The organism is Candidatus Spongiisocius sp., from assembly GCF_965221825.1.
In the GTDB taxonomy this organism is placed as follows: Bacteria; Actinomycetota; Acidimicrobiia; order Spongiisociales; family Spongiisociaceae; genus Spongiisocius.
The window spans coordinates 164,420-187,229 of sequence record NZ_OZ244917.1 but is presented as its reverse complement, the minus strand read 5'-3'; the positions used below and the strand labels follow the sequence as shown (position 1 = coordinate 187,229).

The following is a 22,810-nucleotide window of genomic DNA, read 5'->3' as shown; positions in this document are numbered from 1 at the left end:
ACGGGCTCGTACCTTATCCCGCGCCGGAGAGCCGATCGAGAACGATCTCGACGGCCTGCACCGTCTCGGCGTTCGGGTGCATCAGCACTATGGAACCGTCCGTCATCCCTTCCATCATCCGGCCGGCCACGGTGGAAGCCTCCAGCCCGGCCCAGGCATTGGCGCCGGCTGTCCAGGGCAAGTACGGGATTGTTGAGATACCCCGCCGTCCGTACCGACTTGCATCAGGCACGCTCCCGATCCGGAATCCAGTATTTCGATGGACATGTGGTGGTCAGCCGGCTCGGCGCCGGACCCAGGCGCTGATGCCCACCACCACGAGGGCGGAGGCGGCGGCCAATCCCACCGGCACGGCCAGGTCCGGGCCGGGCCGTCCCAGGACGGTGGCGCCGGCGCCGGTCTCGTCGCCGAGTCCGGCGGGCCAGGGCCACAGGATGCGGAACGAGCCGAGCATCAGGCCGACCATGGCGGCTACCACCAGATCGTGGTGCTGATCCAGCAACCGGTGGAGGAACCGGGAGAAGAGGCCCAGCCCGACGGCCGCACCGATTGCGAAGCCGGCCAGATGGGCGAGACGAGCGTCGTTGATGGTCGCGAGCACGTGCTGGTACATGCCTATCGCCAGCAACAGGAACGATCCACTCACACCGGGCAGGATGAACGCGCAGATGGCCAGGGCGCCGGCGCCCACGAATACATACCAGCGCGGGTCTGCGATCACTGACGACCGCAACCCGAACAGGACGAAGGATGCGATGCCGACGGTCCCCGCCACCATGCCGTGGAGCCCACCCGGCTCACGGATGATCCGCCACGCCACCCAGACGGACCCGGCGATGAGGCCGAAGAAGACGGCGGCCATCCGGACGGGATGGTCCCGCAACAAGTCCTCTACCACCCGGGCCAGCGAGAGGACCGCGATAGCCGCGCCCGCCACGACCGGTGCCAGGAACCACCGGTCGACCCGTCCCGCGGCCCGCAGGGCGCCCCTGAAGTCCCCTTTCAATACTCTCCCGGCCGCGAGGGCGCCGGAATCGACCGCGGACACCAGGCGCGTGTAGATGCCGGTGACCAGCGCCACCGTCCCACCCGACACTCCCGGGACCAGGTCAGCCGATCCGATCGCGAAACCGCGGAGAGCCAGAAGCACCAGGCCGGTGACGGAAGGACGGACGGGACGGTTCATCTGCGCGGCCCGCCGTGATGGGCAATCACGAAACCGGTCTCATACCGAGAACCGCACCATCATCACGTCCCCGTCACGGACCTCGTAGTCCCTGCCTTCGACCCGCACGGCGCCGCCCGACCTGGCACTGGCCCAGCCGCCGCACGCGATCACCTCGCTGATCGTGGCCACCTCGGCCCGGATGAATCCCCGCTCCATATCCGAGTGGATCCGGCCGGCGGCCTCCCGCGCCCCGGTACCGGCGGGAACCTTCCATGCCCTGGCGTCCCTCCGGTTGACCGTGTAGAAGGTGACCAGCCCGAGCGCGTCGTAGACGGTCCGCACCACCCGGGCCGGTGCGCCCTCTCCCAGACCGAGCCCCTCGTAGACCTCGGCTCGCTGCGACGCCTCGAGGCCGGCCACCTCCTCCTCGATGAGGGCCGAGACCGCCAGCACCTGATCGGTGGGCGGTACAGCCTCGCGAACCTGTCCGACCAGCATGTCGCTCCCGCCATCGTCCTCGGAGACGTTGACCACCCACGCGCACGGCAGCAAGCTCAGGGGCGCCATGTCCCGGAATGCCCGTAGCTCGATGTCCGACCAGGTAGGTTGCCGGAGCGGGGTTCCCTCGCCCAGCCGCTCCGTTGCCCTTGCGATCGCTCCGGCCGCCGGGCGCAGGGACGGGTCGGCGGCGGCCTCCTTCCGGAGGCGCTCCTTGCGGCGCTCGAACATCTCGAAGTCGGACATGGCCACCTCCACCAGCAGGTCCTCGGCCTGGCCCACCGGATCCGTCCCGTGCTCATCGACCGGGACCGCACCCGAGTCGTGAGCCCGCACCACCGCCAGGAGCACGTCAGGCTCCCGTCCCGCACCGAGCCCCCGGATCGAACCGGACCGGACGGCCGGGAGGTCGACCAGTTCCAGGCCGGCGTGGGTGACCCTGCGCGAGTTCTCCAGGTCCGCGAGTCGTTCGAGGCGGGAGTCGGGCACCTTGACCGTCCCGACATTCGGTTCGGCGGTGGTGTAAGGGTGCGGCGCGGTAAACGCCTCCAGACCGGTCAAGGCGTTGAACAGCGTGGTCTTGCCGACGTTGGGAAAGCCGAGGAGGCCGGCGCGGGTCATGAACCGCTGAGGGTACCCATAAAATGCTCGGGTTCGGCGGTGCTGGCGGCGCCAGCCGGGTCGAGAACCATCTACGATTGCCTGTCATGCGCATAGCGGTAATCGGGGCGGGATCATGGGGAACGGCCGTCGCCACTCTCGCTTCAGCCAATGCATCCGTGGGGTTGTGGACCCGGCGGCCTGAGTTGGCGTCGTCCATCAACAACGACCGAGAGAACGCCGAATACCTTCCCGGGGTTCGCCTATCAGACCGGATCACCGCCACCACCGACTTCACCCGGGCGGTGAACGGAGCAGCGGCAGTGCTGGTCGCGGTTCCGTCGCACGGCTACCGAGACGTCCTGGAGAAGGCGAGCGGCGTCATCCCGACCTCCATACCGGTAATCAGCCTCGCTAAGGGCATCGAGGTGGCCACCGGACTGCGCATGTCGCAAGTCACCCTGGACGTGCTGGACGGCCATCATCCGAGCCGGGTGGGCGCCCTGTCCGGTCCGAACCTGTCGGAAGAGATCATGCAAGGCCAACCGGCGGCCACGGTCCTCTCCATAGCCGACCGGACGGTGGGCCAGGAAATCCAGTCCATCCTCGGCACGTCCCGGTTCCGGGTGTACACCAACCCGGACCTGATAGGGGTGGAGGTGGCCGGCGCCACCAAGAACGTCATCGCCCTGGCGGCGGGAGTGTCGCTGGGCCTGGGATTCGGGATGAACACCATGGCCGGCCTGGCGACGCGCGGCCTGGCGGAGATGACTCGGCTGGGCGTTGTTCTCGGTGGAGAGGCTCTCACTTTCGGAGGCCTCGCCGGCGTGGGCGATCTGATGGCGACCAGCGGGAGCCCGAGCAGCCGTAACTACCAGGTGGGATACCAGCTGGGTAAGGGACGCGAGATAGGTGAGATCACCTCGGGGATGAAGACGATCGCCGAGGCGGTGCGGACCACCGAGGCCGTACTCCAGCTCGCAGCCCGGCACGGGGTGGAGATGCCGATCGCCGAGGCGGTGGGAAGGATCCTCTACGAGGGGGAGACCGTCCAGCAAGCGATGAAGAGGCTCATGGACCGGACGCCGCGGCACGAAGGCCACGGTATCGCCTGACCCTCCACCGGTTCGCTCATCCGGACCTGCCGGGAGCGGATCGGAGGCACTGCTGTACGATGGGAATATGAGCGCCCAACTCCGCATCTATGACATCAAGCAGGGAACGATGGAAGATTTCGCCGCGAAAGTCGACGAAGAGCTCCTGCCCATCCGCCTGGACCACGGCTTCCGGCGCAGCGGCCCATGGATCGTCGAAGAGTCCTACCAGTACGTGTGGATCGTCCACTACGACGGGGAGGAGCCCTTCGAGGAAGTCGACAAGCGTTACTATGCCGATCCTCGTCGCGACGAGATGTCGTTCAACCCAATGGACTACATCACCAGGCTCGACACCAGGATGCTGACCCCGATCTAGTAGCGCAGGTGGCTGCCCCGTCAGTGCCCTTCCAGCAGCGTGGCCACCGAGTCGACCAGCAGCCGGTGCTCCACTCGATGGATCCGTTCGGTGAGGGTGTGGATCGTGTCCTCTTGGAGGATCGGTACCTCCTCGGCGGCGATGACCGGGCCGTCGTCCACCCCCTCGTCCACCACGTAGTGAACCATCACCCCCGCCGAGGCGATTACTCCGGCGCGGTATGCCGTCCACGTGTCCTCGATGGCGTTGGCGCCGGGGAACGTCCCGGGTAGCGCCGGGTGGAGGTTGACCACCCTCTCCGGGAATCGGTCGAGGAACACCGTGGACAGTAGGTGCATCCATCCGGCTAGCACGACCAGGTCGGGCTGCCCGGCTGCCACCGCGCCGGCCAGGTCGGCGTCGTAGCGGCGGCGGGCGGCCACGCGATCGGGGGCGCTTTGGAGATACGGTCCGAGCAGGCGGCATTCCTCGGGGATGCCGGCCTGGCGGGCCCGGCGGCGAGCCTGCGCTCCACGGCGGTTGACGATCACCCTGGTCACCTCGGCTCCGAGCCGACCCGCCTCGACCGCATCGATCAGTGCTTGAAGGTTGGTGCCCGATCCGGATGCCAGGACTACGAGCCGGCGGGTCACCGCCACGACCCGGCGAACACCACCCGCTCATCCCCGTCCGCGACGGGTACGACCGATCCGATCTCCAGGCAGCCCAACTCGACGGCCCGCGAACCTAGGCCGTGGTCGATCACCACCGCCATGCCGATACCCATGTTCCACGTCCGGAACGCCTCGCCGTCGTCGATCCCGCTCCAGGACACCAGCGTGCCGAAGGGTTCCGGCACCTCCCACGATCCCAGCTCGACCGTCGCTCCCAGGCCGGTCGGCAGCACCCTGGGGAGGTTGTCGACCAGCCCACCGCCGGTTATGTGCGCCAGAGCCTTCGGGGCCACTCCTCCGGCTTGTATGGAGCGCACCATCGGCAGGTAGCTGCGGTGGGGCGCCAGCAGGCCGTCGAGCAGGTCCGGCGCCGGTTCCCGGCCGTCCAGCAGGCGGCGGATCAGCGAATACCCGTTGGTGTGCGGCCCGCTGCTGGGCAGGCCGACGACTAGGTCCCCCTCCCCGATCTCGTCCAAGCGGGGCCAGAGGTCGTCGCGGTCCGCCATCCCTACGATCGTCCCGGCGATGTCCACCGCGCCCGGCCGGTAGACCCCCGGCATCTCCGCCGTCTCGCCTCCCAGCAGGGCGCAGCCCGCCGCGCGGCAGGCTTCGGCGATGCCGGCCACGATGTCCGCAGCCACTTCGGGGACCAGCCGCGATGTGGCGATGTAGTCGAGAAAGAACAACGGCTCGGCGCCGACCACCAGGATGTCGTTGACGCAGTGGTTCACCACATCGATCCCCACGCCGCGCCAGCGCCCGTGGCGTCCGGCCAACTCGGCCTTCGTGCCGACCCCGTCGGTGGAGGCCACCAGCACCTTGCCCGGTCCGAGCCGGTCGGCCGCGTAGATGCCGCCGAAGCCACCCCCGCCGTCCAGCACTTCGTCGGTTGCGGTGGAGGCGACCGACGAGGCCAGCAGGTCGACGGTCCGGTTACCTGCGTCTATGTCGACCCCGGAGTCGCGATAGGTGATCATCCGCCGACCGCCATCGGGGATGGAGCCGCTCCGGTAGCGGCAGCAGATGAAGGGCGGCCGATGTCCGTGCGGTAGTGGGCGCCCTCGAAGGAGATGGCCGCCACCCCTGCGTAGGCGCGCTCGGTCGCCTTCTCCAGGGTGCTTCCGAGCGCGGTGACGGCCAGCACCCGGCCACCGGTGGCGCGGGTCACGCCGCCCATGCGGTCGGTTCCGGCGTGGAACACCACGCATCCCTCCGCGGCCGCCCGATCGAGGCCGGTGATGGGCACGGGGCGGGCCGGGGCGGTCGGGTAGCCGGCGGATGCCATCACCACGGTGGCGCAGGCCGCCGGCGACCACTCGACGGGAAGGCCACCCAGCGAGCCGGTGGCGCAGGCGAGCATGATCTCGAATAGATCCCCCTCCAGGAGGGGTAGGACGGCCTGGGTCTCGGGATCGCCCAGGCGGCAGTTGATCTCCAGCACCTTCGGGCCGGCGGCCGTGAGCATCAGCCCGAAATAGATGACACCCCGGTAGGGCGTGCCTGCCTCGCCGAGGGCCTCGATGGTGGGGCGGATGAACCGGTCGCCGACTCCGGCCAGCAGTTCACCGGTGGCGACCGGGGACGGGACGAAGGCGCCCATCCCGCCGGTGTTCGGTCCGGCATCCCCGTCGAGCAGCCTCTTGTGGTCCTGCGCCGCCGGCATGACGGCGAAGTCGGCGCCGTCGCAGAACGCGAGCACCGACACCTCGACACCGCGCAGGCGTTCCTCCACCACCACCTCGCGGCCCGCTTCCCCGTACCGTCCCTCCACCAGCATGGCGCGGATTGCCGCGGCCGCCTCGCCACGGGTCTCGGCCACCACCACGCCCTTGCCCCCCGCCAGACCGCTCGCCTTGATGACGGGGACCGCGGGAAGCTGGTCGAGGTAATCCAGGGCCGCAGTGGCCTCGCAGAAGGTAGCCGAGGCACCGGTCGGTATCGACAGCGTGTCGAGGAACGTCTTGCAGTAAGCCTTGGAGGCCTCGAGCCGGGCGCCGGCCGCGCCCGGCCCGAAGGTAGGAATGCCGACCGCCTCCAGCGCATCTGCCAGACCTGCAGCCAGCGGAGCCTCAGGACCCACCGCCACCAGATCGACCGACTCGCGCCGGGCGAGACTCACCAGGCCGGCCACGTCGCCGGCGCCAACCGCCACGTTCTCGCAGCGTTCCTCCTGGCCGGTGCCGGCGTTGCCGGGCGCCACCAGGATCCGTTCCACCCGGGCGGAACGGGCCAGGGAACGGCACATCGCATGCTCGCGGCCGCCACCGCCCACCACGAGCACCGCGGTCACGAACTCACTCTCCCCACACGGAGGCGAACCGGTCCTTCTGACCGAACTGCAGCTGAACGAAGCGCTCCGGCTGGAACGGGTACCGGCCGGTGAAGCAGGCGTTGCAGAAGCCGTCCTCGGCGTCCAGCGCCTGCATCAGGCCTTCGAGCGACAGGAAGGCGAGCGAGTCGGCGCCGATCTCGTCGCGTATCTCGGTCACCGACAGGCGGGAGGCGATCAGCTCATCCGGGGTGGCCATGTCTATCCCCATGTAGCAGGGACTGATGATCGGCGGACAAGCCACCCGGACGTGTACCTCCGAGGCCCCGGCGTCGCGCAGCATACGCACCAACTGCCCGCCGGTCGTTCCCCGCACGATCGAGTCGTCGACCATCACGATCCGCCGGCCGGCGAGGTTGTCGCGGAGCGGATTGAACTTCATGGCGACCCCGGCGTCGCGCAGATCCTGGGTCGGCTCGATGAAGGTCCTGCCCACATAGCGGTTCTTGATCAGCCCCTCGGTGTAGGGCAGGTTCGCCTCCTGGGCGAACCCGACCGCGTGGGGTGTCCCAGAGTCGGGGACCGACAGGACAAGGTCGGCCTCCACCGGGGCTTCGCGGGCTAGCTGGCGGCCGAGACGCTGGCGGACGCTGTGCACCAGCTTCCCGTCATGCACGGTGTCGGGCCGGGAGAAGTAGATGTGCTCGAAGGTGCAGAAAGCGCGCGGCGGTGGCGGCGGGCCGCCCGGGCTGATGTGAAGACCGCGGGCGTCGATGCGGGCGATCTCCCCCGGTTGCAACTCCGCCACGAAGTCGGCCCTCGTTGTGGAGAAGGCGCAGGTCTCCGAAGCCAGGATGTAGCCGCCCTCGATCTCCCCGATCACCAGCGGACGGAACCCCCAGGGGTCCCGTACTCCGTAGACGGCCTCGCGGGTGAGGATGGCCAGCGAGTAGGCCCCTTCGGCCCTCTGCATGAGCGAGCGGATCCGGTCCAGGCGGCTACCTTGCGCCGCCGCCAGGAGGTGCGCCATCAACTCGGTGTCGGAGGAGGTCTGCAGGCCGACGCCACTCTCCAGGAGCTCCCGGCGGAGCCGCGGCGCGTTCACGAGGTTGCCGTTGTGTGAGACCGCCAGGGGACCGTCGATGGTCTCGATGACATAGGGCTGGACGTTGCGGAGGGTCGATCCACCGGTGGTGCTGTAGCGGGTGTGGCCGATGGCGGCGTCGCCTCTCAGACCGGCCAGGACGTCTTCGTTGAAGACCGAGCCGACCAGGCCCTCGCCCTTGTGCACATGGGCGAAACGACCGTCGTAGCTGACGATCCCGGCGGCTTCCTGACCGCGATGTTGGAGGGCGAAGAGCCCGAAGAAGGCGATCCGGGCCACCTCCCGATCCCTCGCGTAGACGCCGATCACCCCGCACTGCTCGCGTGGGCTGTCCCGGTCCGCGCCGGGAATCATGACCGGCGCCCGAGTCTGCGCCGGGCCGCCAGAGCCCGCTCAAGGGCGCGCTCGGCGGAGGTGTCGGTACATGTGATATGGCCCATCTTGCGGCCGGCCCGCACCTCCTCCTTGCCGTAGAGGTGGATGTGAACGCCGGGGTCGGCCAGCGCAGCCGACCAGTCGGGCGGCCGGGCGGAGCCGTCGCCCCACAGGTCCCCGAGAAGCTGGACCATGGCCGCCGGGCGGCAGGCCCCGTCACCGAGGGGCAAGCCGCATATGGCCCGCAGCTGGCGTGCGAACTGGCTGGTCGGGGCCGCCTCGATGGTGCAGTGGCCGCTGTTGTGGGGCCGGGGTGCTATCTCGTTGACGACCAAGTCCTCACCCGTCACGAACATCTCCACACAAAGTACTCCGACCAGGTCGAGGTGACGGGCGATCGCGGTGGCGAGTTCCAGCGCTGAGGCGGTCACGCCGGGAGGAACCGACAAGGCGGGGGTGACGGTCGTGTCGAGGATGCGGTCGACGTGGACGTTCTCCATGACGCCATGATGGGCCACGTCGCCGTCGATCCCGCGAGCCACGATGACCGAGATCTCCGCATCGAAGGGAACCACTTCTTCGACTACCAGGCGCTCGCCGTCGAGCCCGCCGACCACCTGGCGCGCTGCGGCCTCATCCACTGCCGTCAGCCGTACCTGGCCTCGGCCGTCGTACCCGAACCGGGCTCGTTTGGCGATCACCGGCGGCCCGAGCTCCTCCATGGCCCGGACCAGCTCGGTCGCGGTGGTGACCTCTCGGAAGGCAGCCACTGGAGCCCCGGCCGCCATCAGGGCGCGCCGTTCGCGAACTCGGTCCTGGGCAGCCGCTATGACCCGCCCGGCCGGCCGCACGGGTACGCCCGCGCGGGTGGCTAACTCCCCCAGCAGACCTACCTCGACGTTCTCGAACTCCCAGGTGATGACGTCGCATAGGTCGACGAAGCGCTCCAGGGCCTGGTCGTCGTCATAACCGGCCGCCACCTCGACTTCGGCGACCCGCCCACCCGGAGTGTCCTTGGCCCCTCCGGTCAGCACAGCTACGCGGTACCCGAGCCGGTGCGCCTCGAAGGACAGCATCCTTCCGAGCTGCCCGCCACCCACGATGCCGATGGTGGCGCCCGGCGCCAGAACGGGTGCCATCACAGCTCGAGCTCGCTCGCCATGACCTCGGCGGCTCGCCCGGCACGGTAGGCGGTGAGCCGCTCCGCCAGCTGCGGATCGTTGCGGGCCAGGACGGCCACAGCGTAGAGCCCGGCGTTGGCCGCCCCCGCCTCCCCGATCGCCATGGTGGCCACCGGCACCCCGGCGGGCATCTGGACGATCGACAGGAGCGAGTCCATACCCTTCAGAGCCCTGCTCATGATCGGAACGCCGATCACCGGGACGATGGTGTGCCCGGCCACCATCCCAGGGAGGTGGGCGGCACCCCCCGCGCCGGCGATGATGGCCTGGAGTCCCCTCCCGGAAGCCGATTCGGCGTAGTTCACCATCAGGTCCGGCGTGCGGTGCGCGGAGACCACCCGGCACTCGTGCGGAACACCGAAGTCCTCAAGCACCTCGGCGGCGCGGCGCATGGTGGGCCAGTCGGACTCGCTGCCCATGATAACCCCGACGAGTGGTCGATCGGTCACGCTGTTGCTCCTACCCTGTCGCTCGCGGCGCGGCCGTCAGGGAGTGCGGTAATGCATATGGTAGGCGCGCACCGCCGCGACGGCTCGCGGTGCTGCCGGGTAGGGGGCCGGCGCGAGCGGCCGGCCGGTAAGGGCCTCGAACACTTCCAGATACGCTCGCGCGGCCGTGGCGGCGAGGTCGCTGCCGAGCGGTGGGGGGTCGCCGTCACCGGTGAAGCCCTGCGCGGCATACGCGAGGCGCACCAGTTCCTTGTCCAGGTTCTCGGGCTCGGCGCCGGCGGCGCGGCGCTCCTCGACGGTAGCGCTCCGCCAGAAGCGCGACGAGTCGGGTGTGTGTACCTCGTCGATGATGACGACGCGGCCGTCAGGGTCGAGCCCGAACTCGTACTTGGTGTCGACCAGCGCCAGGCCCGCCTGCTCGGCCGCCTGCCGGCCCCGCTCGAACACGGCGAGCGCCACGCTCCGTATCTCCTCCCAGGTCCCTGCCTCCACCAGGCCATCCTCCACGATGTCGCGCTCGGTGATCGGCCGGTCGTGGGCACCCGCAGCTCCCTTGGTGGTGGGAGTGATGACTGGCCGGGGCAGCGGATCGTTCTTCCGCAGCCCGTCCGGGAGGCGGATGCCGTAGGCGTGGCGGGTGCCGGCCGCGTACATGGTCCAAAGCGAGGTGCCGGTGCTGCCGGTGAGCCGGCTCCGGACCACCACCTCCACCGGCAGCGGTCGGCACTTACGGGCGATCATCACGTTGGGATCCGGTGTCGCGACCGCATGCGTGGCGACCAGGTCGGCGATGCGGTCGAACCACCAGGCCGACAGCTGGTTGAGAACCTGGCCCCGGTACGGGACCGTCCCCAACACCCGGTCGAACGCGGACAGGCGGTCGGTGGCGATCAGCGCCAGGTGCTCACCCAGATCCACCACGTCGCGTACCTTGCCCCGCACCACCGGACCGATGTCCTCCACGGCGGCGGGGTCGATCCCGGTGAACGGGCGGGCCATCGCCGAGCCGAGGTCGAGGCCGGGCGCCTTAGGAGCATGCCGAGAACGGCGGGGATGGGTTGGCCCGCCACGTGTCGACCTGCCGTTCCGTTGCCGGCTATCGGGCCAACTGGACATTTCTCAGCACACTCCTACCGGGCGGCATCGACGAACGCCTCGAAGATGGCCAGGCCCAGGCCGCCGGGCGGGCCGCCCGGTCGTTGCCAGTCGACCACGTGATCCTCCGGATGTGGCATCAGCCCGACCGCCGTCCCCGTCGGGTCGCAGAGACCGGCGATGTCGGCCACCGAGCCATTGGGGTTCGCCGGGTAGCACCCGCCCGCCACCCGCTCAGGTTCCGTGTGGCTGTCCTCCGACATGTAGCGGAAGGCGATCAGCCCGTCGGCCTCCAGGGTTCTGGCGACCTCTGGATCGGCCACGGCCACCCGGCCCTCGCCATGGGCCACCGGGCAACGGATCAGGGCGCCCTCGATGGCGCTCAGCCAGCCGGAACGGCAACCGGGCTCGACGCGCAGGTTCACCCAGCGACACTCGAAACGCCCGTGAGCGTTGTCGGTGAGCGTCACCCGCCTCGGCGCTCCCGGTTCCCCGAGGAGGCCGGCCTTAAGCAGCGCCTGGAAGCCGTTGCAGATTCCCAGTACCGGCCGCCCCGACCGCACGGCCCCGGCCAGCTCCTCATACAGCCACGTCCGGAGTTCGAGAGCCAGGCGGGCGCCGGCGCCCAGAGCATCGCCGTAGGAGAATCCGCCGGGAAGCACCAGCGCGGCGAAGGCGGACATCGAGGCCGCTCCGGCCCGCAGATCGTTCATGGAGACGATGCTCGGGTCTCCTCCCGCCAGCTCCACGGCCAGCGCGGCCTCGGCATCGCGATTGGTCCCCGGGGAGTGGAGGATGAGGACCGGCGGCGCGGCTACGGCATTCTCCTTCGGGCTGTTCTCATGGGGTCCTGTCTCCTGAAGACCGTCCGTCCGGGGCTGATCCCCGTCCGGTGAAGGCTCGCACCGCCGCATCGAGGTCGATCGTAACCGGCTTCCGCCCGGCCGCCGGCCCGGTCACACCTATACGGATCGAGGGCGCTGCGGTCACCGCACCGATAGGGCGCCCGAGCGAACCCAGCCGGGCCGCCAGATGGTCGCGCCGGGCCCGGGGCGCCTCCAGCAGCAACCGGCCCGGGGCTTCGTTGGTGAGCGCGACCACGAGACTCTCCCCCGGAGCGGGGACGGTCGCCTCCACCCCGAGCCGGCCGCCGACGGCCATCTCGGCGACCGCCGCGGCGACACCGCCGTCGCTCACGTCGTGGGCGGCGGTGACGCTTCCCTCGGCGATCAGCCGGTGCACCGCCAGGTAGCGCCGCAGGGGATCCTCCACCGCCGGAGGGACCAGCCGGTCACCGATGCCCAGCAGTTCGTCCACGAGCGAGCCTCCGAGCCGCTCCGAGCCCTCCCCCACCAGCCAGAGATCGTGACCGGCGCGGGTGAGGGCGCTGCCGAGTGTCCGGTGCAGGTCGGGAACCAGTCCCAGGGCCGAGATGAGCAGCGTGCCGGGGATCGCCTCCCCTGCGTACTCGTTGAACAGGCTGTCCTTGCCCGAGATGAAGGGCATGCGGTAGCGGCGCGCCCCCTCCAGGCATCCTTCCACCGCTCTCACCAGCGATCCGAGCCGGTCCGGCTTGGTGGGGTCGCCCCAGCAGAAGTTGTCGAGCAGGGCGACACGTCGCGGATCAGCCCCCACCGCCACGAGATTTCGTACCGCCTCGTCGATGGCGTGCATGGCCATCGCCCAGGGATCGAGCCGCCCGATACGCGGGTTGATACCCACCGCCAGCGCCACGGCCCCGTCATGGTGCCAGGTGTCCAGGGGCTTGAGCACCGCGCCGTCTCCCGGACCGTCTGACCGGACGCCGACGAACGGCCGGCCGACGGTTCCTCCCCGGACCTCGTGGTCGTAGGTCCGGACGATGGCCTCCTTCGAGGCGACGGTCGGATGGGACAGGAGGTCGAGCACGAGCCGGGCCGGGTCGGCATCCGGCACGTGCACGGGCTCCGGTGTGGGGTCGGCCCAGCGCCCGACCATCTCGCGTCGCGGAACGCCCCCGTGCAGGAAATCCATGGGGAGATCGACCACCGGGGTTTCGGCGTAACGCACCACCAGGCGGCCGGTGCCGTTGAACGAACCGAGGTCGGTCATCTCCACGCCGTGGCGGTCGCACAGGCGGCCGAGGATCTCGACCTTGTCCCCCGGCACCGCCAGGACCATGCGCTCCTGGGCCTCGGACAGCCAGATCTCCCACGGTTCGAGACCCTCGTACTTCAACGGCGCCCCCGCCAGATCCACTTCGGCGCCGAGGTGCTCACCCATCTCGCCAACCGCCGAGGAGAATCCGCCCGCGCCGCAGTCGGTGATGGCGTGGTACAGACGCAGGTCGCGAGCCTCCTCGACCACCTCGATACAGCCCTTCTCGGTGATCGGATCGCCGATCTGCACCACCGTCCCGGCCTGTTCAGCGGTGGCCGCGTCCATCCCGGCGGAGGAGAAGGTGGCGCCGTGGATGCCGTCCCGACCGGTCCGGCCTCCGATGGCGATGATCCGGTCACCGACCCTCGGCTCGGTGGGATGCGATCCGGATGGCAGCAGGCCCAGCGCCCCGCAGTAAACGAGCGGATTGGCGATGTATCCCTCGTCGTAGAGCACCGCGCCGTTGACGGTGGGAAGGCCCAGCTTGTTGCCGTAGTCGCCTATTCCGGCCACCACTCCGTCGCGAACCCTACGGGGATGCATGACACCGGCCGGCAGATCCCGGTCGGGCAGGTCGGGAGGCCCGAAGCAGAGGACGTTGGTGCAGGCGATGGGCCGCGCCGACACTCCCATCACGTCCCGAACCACCCCGCCCACGCCCGTGTTGGCACCCCCGAAAGGTTCAAGTGCCGATGGATGGTTGTGGGTCTCGACCTTAAAGGCAAGGTCGAAGTCATCGTCGAAGGCCACGATGCCGGCGTTGTCGTCGAAGGCCGAGCGGAGCCAGGGTGGATCGAGCTCCTCGGTGACCGTCCGGAGGGCCGCGAGCAGGCCGTCGTAGCGAGCCACGGTGATGGAGCCGTCCGCCCTGGTGTGCTCCAGGCGAACGCGAGCCCGGAACGTCTTGTGCATGCAGTGCTCCGACCATGTCTGGGCCAACGTCTCGAGCTCGGCATCGGTCGGATCCCTTCCCTCGCGCCCGAAGTGTTCCTGGATGGCATGCATCTCGGCCAGATCCAGCGAGAGGAGGCGTTCCCGGCTGAGACTCAGGAGATCGGCATCCGCCAGACCGGACAGCGTGACGGATTCGACCCTTGCGCCCGCGGTGGCCGGCGCGTCGAAGGACGGAGGTATGGGACTGAGCGAATGCTGCTCGATCGTGTCGTTGGCCAGCAACCGACTGCTTATGGCCGAAACGGCGGCCGTGTCAAGGTCGCCGATCAGCTCGTACCGGCGGGCCGTGGAAGCCAGCACGGGGGGCAGGCCGAGGGCCGCCGCGGCCCGCTCGAGCTCCCGGGCCTCGGTGTCCGTGACGCCCGGGCGCGGCGCAACCTCCACTGCCGGATGGGGGATGGTGGCCGGGGAACCCACCACCAGCTCGTCCACCACCGGGTCGACCAGGACCTCGCGGCAGAGCCGGTCGATGTCGGCCGCGGACAGATCTCCCTGCACGTAGTGGACCCTGCTGACCCGGCAGGCGACCAGGCCGGGTACGCCCAGGTGGCGAGCGCCCTCCACGATCCGGTCCGCTCGCGGGTCATCGGAGGATGTCACCTGGATGCGTACCGGCACGCCGCTGCCTCCCCCTACCGCCTTGCCTACGTGGGTGGTTGGCCACTCGGGCAACCTCAAACGGCTGTCCGGCTTACGGCTATCCGGAGACCTCGTCGAGCGCGGCCAGCTGGTCCTCGGTGAGCGTCAGCGTCGCGGACTCGATCAGCGGTTCAAGTTGCTCAGGGTTGCGGACACCGGCCAGCGGCGCCGCTACCCCCGGTTGGGCGGCTACCCATGCCAGAGCGACGGAGGCCAGGCCGACCCGGTGCGACTCCGATATTCCCTCCATCACGGCGAGGACGCGCCTTCCCTGGTCGTTCAGGTAGGCGGAGGCGGCGCCGGCCCGGGGGCTGTCGACCTGCTGACCCGACGTGTACTTGCCCGTCAGGAAACCGAGCGCCAGCGCGTAGTAGGGCAGGAAAGCCCATCCCTCCCGCCGGGCGATGGGGAGGGTGGTCTGCTCGACGCCCCGCTCCACCAGGCTGTACTGCTGCTGCAGTGCGACGGGGCGGTGGAAACCTCCGGCCCGCGTGACCTGCATCCACTCCTCCAAGCGTTCCGCCGAGTAGTTGGAGAGGCCCAGGTACCGCACCTTGCCCTCGTCCACCAGCTCCGACAGGGTCCCGATACTCTCCTCGACCGGCGTGTCGGGGTCGTCGTAATGGGCGTAGTAGAGGTCGATGACATCGACGTCCAGACGTCGGAGAGAGGCTTCGATACCGGCCCTGATAGTGGCGGGAGCCAGACCCTGGTAGTCGGGATGGTGGCTGACCTTGGTGGCGATCACCATGTCGTCGCGGTTGCCCCGGTCCTTCATCCAGCGGCCGATGATGGTCTCGGACTCCCCTCCCACGTTTCCGGGGACCCAGGCCGAGTACGAGTCGGCAGTGTCGATGAAGTTGCCGCCAGCCGCGCAGTAGTCGTCCAGGACGGCGCGGGACGTGGGCTCGTCGGCCGTCCAGCCGAAGGTGTTGGTTCCCAAGCCCAGTGGGAATATCTCAAGTTCGGAGCCGTTGAGCGTTCGGCGCGGTGGGGTCATGGCTAGGGCAACCTCCTCATGTGGTGTCCCGTATTCAAGCAACCGGCAGCGGTCCATTCGTGTCACGGCCGCATGTCATAATCGGCTGGTGGTGAATCAGACAGTCGGAAGGGTGCTCGGCACCGATGATTCGACCCCACTCGAGTTCTGGGTCGCGGTCGCCAGGGGTCAGCATCTGCAGCTGGACGACATCATCGCGCTCGACCGGGTTCTGCCGACCGGCGATGTCGTATCGATCTACGGAATCGTCGGACAGGTACGGGCGCGCCATGAAGGGGCCCGGTTCGACTCCGACGTGTTCCTGATCGCCGACGGTGTCCTGCCCGCCGACGTGTCGGAGGCGGCGCAGATCCAGGTCACCCGGGTCGTACCGGAAACGTTCGTCCCGCCGCTGCCGGGCGCCGAAGTGCGCAAGGCCGAGGGCTCTGAGCGCGACGAGGCGCTCGACATGGTCGAAGTCGAACATAGGTTGCCCGCCGGCCTCACCCGCGACGGCCAGCCGGTGATGCTCGACCTCGAGTTCATCGACGGCACCAAGGGCGCCCACGTCAACATCTCGGGAATCTCCGGCGTGGCCACCAAGACCAGCTACGCAACGTTCCTGCTCTACTCGATGTTCAACTCCGGCGTGCTCGGTGCGGCCGCTACCAACACCAAGGGACTCGTCTTCAACGTCAAGGGCGAGGATCTGCTCTTCCTCGACCATGAGAACACCCGGATAGACGAGGAGGAGCGAGCGCGCTACGCCGCCCTCGGACTCGAAGCCGGGCCGTTCCGCTCCATGAGGGTGCTCGCCCCTCCGCGCAAGGGTGACCCCAACGGCACGCCGGCCACCGGCGCCCGCACCACGGGCGTTCGCCCGCTGTACTGGACAGTCGCCCAGTTCTGCGAGCAAGGGCTGCTGCCGTTCCTGTTCGCCGATGCAGAGGACGAGCGCCAGCAATACACGATCGTGGTGCAGTCGGTCACGGCCCAGCTGCAGCGCTGCGCCAGGCAGTCCCATACTGCTGACGGCGCCGTGCGGATCGACGGGAGGACGGCGCGGACGTTCTCCCAGCTCGTCAGCATCGTTTGCGACAAGCTGCTCCCGGAGGACCCGGACGAGGCCGCTGACCCGCAATGGACCGGGCGGTCGATCTACACCGGGACGATCAACGCCTTCGTACGCCGCCTTTCATCAGCGGAGCGACACGTAGCGCACCTCATCCGGGCCGATATCGACGACGCCGAAACGCATGCCATCGATCTCGACTCCCAGCAGGTGACCGTGGTCGACCTGCACATGCTCCATGACCGGGCGAAGCGCTTCGTGGTCGGCGTCGTGCTCCGGCAGGCATTCGAGGCGAAGGAAGCAGCCGGCACCGCTGAGCCATTGCAGTTCGTGGTCCTGGACGAGCTGAACAAGTACGCGCCCCGCGACTCGTCGAGCCCGATCAAGGAGATCTTGCTCGACGTGGCGGAGCGGGGCCGCAGTCTCGGGATGATCCTCATCGGCGCCCAGCAGACGGCCAGCGAGGTGGAGCGGCGGGTGGTCTCGAACTCCGCGGTGCGGGTGGTCGGCCGGCTGGACGCCGCGGAGGCCGGACGCGAGCAGTACGGGTTCCTGCCCGCGGTCCAGCGGCAGCGGGCCACGATCCTCAAGCCCGGTTCCATGTTCGTCTCCCAACCGCGTCTTCCCGTCCCTGTTCTGCTCGAGTTCCCGTTCCCGGCCTGGGCCACCCGGGTCGCCGAGGCCGACCTGAGCGGTGGAACCGGCAATGGCCTGGCAGGCGGACCGGCCGACCAGCCCGCCGACCCCTTCGACGGACTGGTCTGAGACCGGCCTTGAAACTCCTCCACACGTCGGACTGGCACGTAGGGAAGACGATCCGGGGAGCATCCCGGGCGGTTGAGCACACCGCCGTCCTGGCCGAGATCGCGCAGATCGCGGCCCGTGAGGAGGTCGATCTGGTCATAGTGGCCGGCGATCTCTTCGACTCGGCCGCCCCGTCCGCCGAGGCGGAGAACATCGTCTACCGGGCCCTTCTCGGCCTGGCCGACACCGGAGCTGAAGTGGCCGTGATCGCCGGCAATCACGACAACCCCCGCCGGCTGCGGGCGGTCGCTCCCCTGCTGCGGCTCGGGCAGATACACGTGGTTGCCGAGCCGGCCCGTCCCGACGATGGCGGCGTGATCGGGTTGCGCACCCGTGACGGCACGGACGTACGGCTGGCGATGCTTCCGTTCGTATCGAAACGCGGCATCGTGCGGGCCAAGCACCTCATGACAAGCCAGGCCTTCGAGAACGCCCAGTACTACAGCGACCGGCTGCGGCTACTGATTGAACGCCTGTGCGAACCGTTCGGCGCCGATACCGTCAACCTGTTCACGACCCACGCCTTCGTGCTGGGCGGCCAGGCCGGAGGTGGTGAACGTCCGGCCCACCTGGTCGAGGAGTACGCCATCACGGCACAGTCCTTCCCGGTGACGATCGGGTACGGCGCGCTCGGCCACCTCCACCGTCCGCAGAGCGTCAGGCACCCCCTCCACTACTGCGGCTCGCCGCTGCAGCTCGACTTCGGCGAAGCCGAGCAGGCCAAGCAGGTGAACGTGGTCACCATCGAACCGGGCACACCGGCGGGTGTCGAAACGGTGCGCCTCACGGCCGGCCTTCCGCTGCGGACGCTGACGGGGACCCTCGAGGAACTGAGTTCGACGGACGTGGACGACAACGCCTGGCTGAAGGTGGTCGTCCAGGGCCCCGGCCGGGCCGGGCTGGCGCAGACCGTGCGAGAACTCCTCGGTCCGGGCGTGGTGGACGTCCGGGTCGAATCACCTGCTTCGGAAGCTCGAAGACGAAAACTCGATCATCGCAGCCGGTCGCCCCAAGAGGTCTTCGACGAATACCTGAAACACAAGAACATCGAGGACCGACGGGTCCGCGACCTATTCGGTGAGTTGCTCGATGAGCAGAGCGATGCAAGTGCCGGACTCCGCGTATGAGACCCCTGCGGATCTCGATGAAGGGCTTCGGGGCGTTCCGCGAGTGGACGGACATCGATCTCGCCGATGTCGACTTGGTCGCGCTGGTAGGACCGACCGGGTCGGGCAAGTCGACGATCATCGACGCTATCACCTTCGCCCTCTACGGCACGGTCGCCCGCTACGAGAACAACCAGCTGGTGGCACCGGCGATCAACCAGACAAGCAACGAGGCTCGCGTGTCTCTCGAATTCGGACTTGACGGGCAGATCCTGACAGCTACCCGTATCGTGCGCCGGACTACGAGTGGCAGGGCCGCTACCAGGGAAGCACGTTTGGAGCGGGGTGACCATGTTCTCGCCGGCGACGTCACCTCCATGTCTCAAGAGGTCAAGGGGCTTCTGGGACTCGATGTGGAGCAGTTCAACCGGACGGTCGTGCTCCCGCAGGGTAAGTTCGCCACTTTTCTCCATGACAACCACAAAGACCGTCAGTCCACTCTCGTCCGCCTACTCGGAATGGAGTGGTACAGGCGGATAGGCGCAGCCGCACGCGGACGGGCCGCGTGGGCTAAGGCCCAAACCGGTGCCCTTAGGGCAAACCTCGCCAGCGAGACCAGACACCTCACGGACGAGCGAAGGGCGGCCCTCGAGCACCGCGTCACCCAACTCGACACCGCACGGACCAGGTTCAAGGCCGATCTAGAGGCGATAAACGACCTCGATAACGAACTGCACAACCTCGATGACGGCATCAGACGGCTCAGTGACCAGATCGACCGTATGGAGAGCGTCGTGGCACCGGACGGTGTGGCCGAGTTGGCTGACCAGATTACCAACGCGACCAGGGAGCGGACCGACGCGGAGGAAAACCGAAGACGAAGGAGTACCGAGAGGCTACGTGCCAAGGAGGCTCTTCGCGACGGTCCAGATATCGCCACCGTGCGCCTCGGGCTGGAAGAACATGCCAAGCTCGCCCAACAGAGCCGCGAGTACGACGACGTCGCCAAGCGACTCGACACAGCGGTACGAGAGTACGCGTCCGCGAAACGAGCGGCCGACCGAGTTCAGAAGGAGCAAACGGAGCTGGATCGGTGCGTTGAGGAAGCCCGAGAAGCGGAGAGGACTGCCCGAACTGCCCGAGAAACAGCTGTCACGACCACACAAGTCGACACCTGGTCGAAGACACACAGCCGCTATAGCGATGCTTCCAAGCATGCCAGGGCAACAGATGAGGCAGTTAGGTCGGCCGAGGAATCGATGCGACCACTTGAAAAGGCACTCCGGGACGCCGAGTCTGCTGCATCAGGGAGTTCGGCCCGCGTAGACGACCTTCGACAGCGCGCCGGTATCTTGGGGCATGTCCATCTACTCGAAGTAGGTTCGGACTGCCCGTTGTGCTTGCAGGAAGTACACGAACTTCCCGCTCACGACCTGGACACCGAGCTTCGACAGGCCGAAGCGCACAATGCGGTGGTCCTCTCCGCTCTAGATAAAGCCAGGCAGGCGTGCAAAGATGCCGAAGCAGTCCGGATGAAGCGACGCGCGGAGGCGTCCTCGGCGCTGAAGGCTCTAGGAGGCTATGAAGCCGACATCGCTTCCATTCCACCCTCTAACCAACTCGGCGCGCTGCGGACGAAGGCTGTCGAATTGGAAGCGGCCGTTGGAAAAGCTAAGAGTTCGACCCAGCAGGCCGAGACCGCCGCACGACAACACCGGGAATCAGCGGCTCATGCGAAGGTGATCGAAGCATACGATGCCGTGAACAGACAAATGAACCGACTCCGAGGCTCCAAGGACACCCTCGAATCTGAACTCACTTCCCTTCGGAACCGAGTCCTTGCGCTTCCGCGCGAAGACGCACTTCACTCTGAACTCGCCAAAGCCGAGCGTCTAGAGGCGGAACTGAGAGAAGCCGACGGTAGGTTCGAGGACGCCGAAACCGAGTACCAAGGCGCGTCCGCCCAACTAGCCGCCGTCGACGGTCAACGTGAGCAAGCTATCGAACTGTTCCATGCCAGTCGCGCTCAAATCGCTGAGTTCGAACCACCGATAGCCGATACGACCGACCTAGTCCGAGCCTGGACAACGCTGACTGAGTGGACTCAGCGCGAGGCGCGGGCCGGCGCCACCAAGCACGGTGCTGCAGCAGAAAACAAGTCTGTCACCGAACAACTCCGTGCCGAGCGCCTCGCCAACCTGCGAGATAGATGCGTCCACCTTCTCGACAACGTCGCCACCGACGCAACTGTGTCTGAACTGGGTGACCTGCTAACCGAGCACGCTGCCAGCGCCGCGGCGAATCTAAAGCACTTCGACGAAGAACGTCACAGACTGGAGAACCTGAGAAAACAGATCGCCTACCGGACCGAGCAAGCCGAAGTGGCGGACGAACTCGGATACCTTTTGCATGCCGATCGCTTCGGGGGTTGGCTCATGGAAGCAGCAATGGAGGTACTGGTCGAGCCGGCGACAGCGCGGCTCCTTGAGTTGTCGGGCGGCCAATACTCGCTCGAAGTTCAGCAGCGTGACTTCGCGGTACGCGATCACACCAACGCCGACGAACTCCGGATGACCCGAACACTCTCAGGTGGCGAGACCTTCTTAGCCTCCCTGTCGCTCGCGCTAGCGCTCGCTGACGCCACCGCCGAAATAGCGGCCGAGGGCGCACCGAGGATGGAATCGATCTTCCTGGACGAAGGATTCGGAACCCTCGACCCCCATACTCTCGACACCGTCGCCACCGCAGTCGAGGAGCTCGGTACCACCGGGCGCTTCGTGGGGATCGTCACCCATATCCGGGAGCTCGCCGACCGCATGCCGGTACGGCTCGAAGTCACCAAGACGGGAGGGGCCGCCACCGTCGAACGGATCGAGACCTGATGGACTTCAGCGTCGAGTCGTGGGCGCCGGAATACGGATCGTCCATCAACCTGCCTTCCGCAGACGACGCCGACGACCAGGCCGTTGCCACCGTCGAGCGGCCGCTCGATGCGTGGGCCCCGATCGAACCGGAACCGTCGAGTACGCCTGATGAGATCGCGTTCATCGACGGCATCCAGCGCATCGACGCCAGGATCTGGATCCACGAGAACGGGATCTCCACGCCTGCCGTCTGCGTTTCGATGGCCGCCGGCGCAACGGTCTGCACGCCTGGCGCCGCCACCACCCACGGCGTCGAGGTGGTCCGCTCGCTCATCGCCCCTGCCTCGTCAAACGCGGCCCCGATCGTCACCCGCCACGCCACCTACGAGTTCGTACCCGCCCAGGACACCACACCTGAAGCCACCTACCTAGCCATTCACGGACGCCGCACCGAACTCGAAATCGGTGTCGCCCGGTCCGTTACCAGCGACCTCATCGTGTTCGACGGCCCGCTCCGCGGGCAAACCGACCGCCAGAGTGTCGGCTACGTCAAGACCCATCACAAGATCTACCTCCCGAACGAGGTTCAGGCGATACTCGGCAGCCTCGATGATGGACAGCGAACCCCCCTCTTTTTCCTCAGCGGAGGCCCCAGTGGTCGCTGGTCCTGGTACCTGCGCCTGCCCGGCCCTCGGGTTCACCCCATGTCCGGGATCGTCCGGCTCGAGCTCGCGGGAACAGGCACGGTGAGCGAGGCTGTCGCCCGAGCCGAGATCGTCAGCGCCTGCCTTCCACGCTTCGCCAGCGAGTCCCACAAGGAGGCCCGGGCGCCGCAGAACCTGTACCCGATAAGCGGAATCGAGCGAGAACTCCGTAGACGGCTAGGGGATGCCCCGCTGCTCGAACGCGCCCTGCGCGTCGCCGCAAGAAGGAATATCAAGGAGTGGCTGCTCGCGCCGGAAGCGCGCACCGAGACGCCGACACCCCCGAGAGAGCAACTCCCCCGCCGCTAGCGTCCCGCACCGGCAAGAACGCGAAAATCGCCACGCCAGGCCCCACCCTGCGGGCCCTCCCCCACCGCCGCCACCTTGGTCGGGGCGCGTCCGCCCAAGCCCTTGGGTGGGGCACTCCCGAACGATTTGATCCCTCGCGCGGTCCGGTCGACGTCGGTGCCGGACCGCTGGTAATTACGGTATCCAACAACCTATAGCGAGGGTGTGACAGGTTCAACCCCCTTGTTGGTAGGCAACCGCCCGGACCGAAATGTGCCGAGCGTGTCGTCCGAGCATTGATGGCGTGATCATCCGCGTTAAGTGACCAGGCGAAGGACCGAACCGGAGGCGGGGAACACGAAGACAACAGCAGCGTGCGCTGTCCGGCCCGCAAT

19 protein-coding genes are annotated in these 22,810 nt (G+C 68.0%); 6 read left to right on the top strand and 13 right to left on the bottom strand.

From position 1 onward, the window contains the following. Nucleotides 1–13: 13 nt before the first annotated feature. From ACOQPD_RS00815 to ACOQPD_RS00805, 3 genes are all read right to left on the bottom strand, one after another. Nucleotides 14–181, bottom strand: coding sequence for a hypothetical protein (locus ACOQPD_RS00815; RefSeq protein WP_420613013.1), 168 nt, complete (start codon nucleotides 179–181; stop codon nucleotides 14–16). Between the two features lie 93 nt (nucleotides 182–274). Next, a complete protein-coding gene (locus tag ACOQPD_RS00810) occupies nucleotides 275–1,186 on the bottom strand; it encodes a DUF368 domain-containing protein (protein WP_420613012.1) in 912 nt (303 codons plus the stop codon). 39 nt (nucleotides 1,187–1,225) lie between these two features. Further along, nucleotides 1,226–2,287: a DUF933 domain-containing protein gene (locus ACOQPD_RS00805; RefSeq protein ID WP_420613011.1), complete on the bottom strand. Its 1,062-nt coding sequence runs from the start codon at nucleotides 2,285–2,287 to the stop codon at nucleotides 1,226–1,228. A gap of 86 nt (nucleotides 2,288–2,373) precedes the next feature. Here ACOQPD_RS00805 and ACOQPD_RS00800 point away from each other — a divergent pair, with 86 nt between their 5' ends. Continuing rightward, nucleotides 2,374–3,381 carry an NAD(P)H-dependent glycerol-3-phosphate dehydrogenase gene (locus ACOQPD_RS00800; RefSeq protein WP_420613010.1) on the top strand — a complete coding sequence of 336 codons (1,008 nt, stop codon included), beginning with the start codon at nucleotides 2,374–2,376 and terminating at the stop codon, nucleotides 3,379–3,381. A 67-nt stretch (nucleotides 3,382–3,448) separates the two neighbouring features. Further along, nucleotides 3,449–3,739, top strand: a complete 291-nt coding sequence (locus ACOQPD_RS00795; protein WP_420613009.1) for an NIPSNAP family protein — start codon at nucleotides 3,449–3,451, stop codon at nucleotides 3,737–3,739. Nucleotides 3,740–3,759: 20 nt separating this feature from the next. Here the strand turns inward: ACOQPD_RS00795 and purN are convergent, their stop codons facing one another. From purN to ACOQPD_RS00745, 10 genes are all read right to left on the bottom strand, one after another. Then, nucleotides 3,760–4,371, bottom strand: a complete 612-nt coding sequence (purN, locus tag ACOQPD_RS00790; RefSeq protein WP_420613008.1) for a phosphoribosylglycinamide formyltransferase — start codon at nucleotides 4,369–4,371, stop codon at nucleotides 3,760–3,762. Beyond that, entirely contained in the window at nucleotides 4,368–5,369 is a 1,002-nt protein-coding gene (gene purM, locus ACOQPD_RS00785) for a phosphoribosylformylglycinamidine cyclo-ligase (RefSeq protein WP_420613007.1), read from the bottom strand. The genes purN and purM overlap by 4 nt, the downstream gene beginning before the upstream one ends. After that, the gene (gene purD / locus ACOQPD_RS00780) at nucleotides 5,366–6,682 is read right to left on the bottom strand and encodes a phosphoribosylamine--glycine ligase (protein WP_420613006.1); all 1,317 of its coding nucleotides are present in this window, start codon (nucleotides 6,680–6,682) and stop codon (nucleotides 5,366–5,368) included. Before purD ends, purM begins: the two co-directional genes overlap by 4 nt. 4 nt (nucleotides 6,683–6,686) lie before the next feature. Further along, nucleotides 6,687–8,120, bottom strand: a complete 1,434-nt coding sequence (gene purF, locus ACOQPD_RS00775) for an amidophosphoribosyltransferase (protein WP_420613005.1) — start codon at nucleotides 8,118–8,120, stop codon at nucleotides 6,687–6,689. Further along, nucleotides 8,117–9,280 carry a 5-(carboxyamino)imidazole ribonucleotide synthase gene (locus ACOQPD_RS00770; RefSeq protein ID WP_420614411.1) on the bottom strand — a complete coding sequence of 388 codons (1,164 nt, stop codon included), beginning with the start codon at nucleotides 9,278–9,280 and terminating at the stop codon, nucleotides 8,117–8,119. Before ACOQPD_RS00770 ends, purF begins: the two co-directional genes overlap by 4 nt. After that, nucleotides 9,280–9,741, bottom strand: a complete 462-nt coding sequence (gene purE, locus ACOQPD_RS00765; RefSeq protein ID WP_420614410.1) for a 5-(carboxyamino)imidazole ribonucleotide mutase — start codon at nucleotides 9,739–9,741, stop codon at nucleotides 9,280–9,282. The genes ACOQPD_RS00770 and purE overlap by 1 nt, the downstream gene beginning before the upstream one ends. 66 nt (nucleotides 9,742–9,807) lie before the next feature. After that, complete coding sequence (locus tag ACOQPD_RS00760) at nucleotides 9,808–10,770, bottom strand: phosphoribosylaminoimidazolesuccinocarboxamide synthase (protein WP_420613004.1); 963 nt, start codon at nucleotides 10,768–10,770, stop codon at nucleotides 9,808–9,810. Nucleotides 10,771–10,901: 131 nt separating this feature from the next. Continuing rightward, on the bottom strand, nucleotides 10,902–11,780 hold the full coding sequence (purQ, locus tag ACOQPD_RS00755; protein WP_420613003.1) for a phosphoribosylformylglycinamidine synthase I: 879 nt from the start codon (nucleotides 11,778–11,780) through the stop codon (nucleotides 10,902–10,904). Beyond that, entirely contained in the window at nucleotides 11,707–14,577 is a 2,871-nt protein-coding gene (gene purL / locus ACOQPD_RS00750; protein ID WP_420613002.1) for a phosphoribosylformylglycinamidine synthase subunit PurL, read from the bottom strand. Before purL ends, purQ begins: the two co-directional genes overlap by 74 nt. A 79-nt stretch (nucleotides 14,578–14,656) precedes the next feature. Beyond that, the gene (locus ACOQPD_RS00745) at nucleotides 14,657–15,598 is read right to left on the bottom strand and encodes an aldo/keto reductase (RefSeq protein WP_420613001.1); all 942 of its coding nucleotides are present in this window, start codon (nucleotides 15,596–15,598) and stop codon (nucleotides 14,657–14,659) included. Between the two features lie 85 nt (nucleotides 15,599–15,683). On the opposite strand from ACOQPD_RS00745, the gene ACOQPD_RS00740 reads away from it, so the two are divergent. Genes ACOQPD_RS00740 through ACOQPD_RS00725 form a run of 4 tightly spaced genes read left to right on the top strand, consistent with a single transcriptional unit; the run spans nucleotide 15,684 to nucleotide 22,436 of the window. Next, a complete protein-coding gene (locus ACOQPD_RS00740) occupies nucleotides 15,684–17,414 on the top strand; it encodes an ATP-binding protein (RefSeq protein WP_420614409.1) in 1,731 nt (576 codons plus the stop codon). Nucleotides 17,415–17,422: 8 nt separating this feature from the next. After that, on the top strand, nucleotides 17,423–18,580 hold the full coding sequence (locus ACOQPD_RS00735; RefSeq protein WP_420613000.1) for an exonuclease SbcCD subunit D: 1,158 nt from the start codon (nucleotides 17,423–17,425) through the stop codon (nucleotides 18,578–18,580). A 17-nt stretch (nucleotides 18,581–18,597) separates the two neighbouring features. Further along, entirely contained in the window at nucleotides 18,598–21,441 is a 2,844-nt protein-coding gene (locus ACOQPD_RS00730) for an AAA family ATPase (RefSeq protein WP_420612999.1), read from the top strand. Beyond that, entirely contained in the window at nucleotides 21,441–22,436 is a 996-nt protein-coding gene (locus ACOQPD_RS00725) for a hypothetical protein (RefSeq protein WP_420612998.1), read from the top strand. Before ACOQPD_RS00730 ends, ACOQPD_RS00725 begins: the two co-directional genes overlap by 1 nt. The last annotated feature ends 374 nt before the right edge of the window (nucleotides 22,437–22,810 follow it).

What these genes read in the sequence shown, in the direction of transcription:
- ACOQPD_RS00770 (WP_420614411.1), bottom strand. Translation starts at nt 9,280, where the DNA reads ATGGCACCCGTTCTGGCGCCGGGCGCCACCATCGGCATCGTGGGTGGC.
- ACOQPD_RS00760 (WP_420613004.1), bottom strand. Translation starts at nt 10,770, where the DNA reads ATGGCCCGCCCGTTCACCGGGATCGACCCCGCCGCCGTGGAGGACATC.
- ACOQPD_RS00800 (WP_420613010.1), top strand. Translation starts at nt 2,374, where the DNA reads ATGCGCATAGCGGTAATCGGGGCGGGATCATGGGGAACGGCCGTCGCC.
- purM (WP_420613007.1), bottom strand. Translation starts at nt 5,369, where the DNA reads ATGATCACCTATCGCGACTCCGGGGTCGACATAGACGCAGGTAACCGG.
- ACOQPD_RS00730 (WP_420612999.1), top strand. Translation starts at nt 18,598, where the DNA reads ATGAAGGGCTTCGGGGCGTTCCGCGAGTGGACGGACATCGATCTCGCC.
- purQ (WP_420613003.1), bottom strand. Translation starts at nt 11,780, where the DNA reads ATGCGGCGGTGCGAGCCTTCACCGGACGGGGATCAGCCCCGGACGGAC.
- ACOQPD_RS00795 (WP_420613009.1), top strand. Translation starts at nt 3,449, where the DNA reads ATGAGCGCCCAACTCCGCATCTATGACATCAAGCAGGGAACGATGGAA.
- ACOQPD_RS00810 (WP_420613012.1), bottom strand. Translation starts at nt 1,186, where the DNA reads ATGAACCGTCCCGTCCGTCCTTCCGTCACCGGCCTGGTGCTTCTGGCT.
- ACOQPD_RS00805 (WP_420613011.1), bottom strand. Translation starts at nt 2,287, where the DNA reads ATGACCCGCGCCGGCCTCCTCGGCTTTCCCAACGTCGGCAAGACCACG.
- purF (WP_420613005.1), bottom strand. Translation starts at nt 8,120, where the DNA reads ATGATTCCCGGCGCGGACCGGGACAGCCCACGCGAGCAGTGCGGGGTG.
- ACOQPD_RS00745 (WP_420613001.1), bottom strand. Translation starts at nt 15,598, where the DNA reads ATGACCCCACCGCGCCGAACGCTCAACGGCTCCGAACTTGAGATATTC.
- purE (WP_420614410.1), bottom strand. Translation starts at nt 9,741, where the DNA reads ATGGGCAGCGAGTCCGACTGGCCCACCATGCGCCGCGCCGCCGAGGTG.
- ACOQPD_RS00725 (WP_420612998.1), top strand. Translation starts at nt 21,441, where the DNA reads ATGGACTTCAGCGTCGAGTCGTGGGCGCCGGAATACGGATCGTCCATC.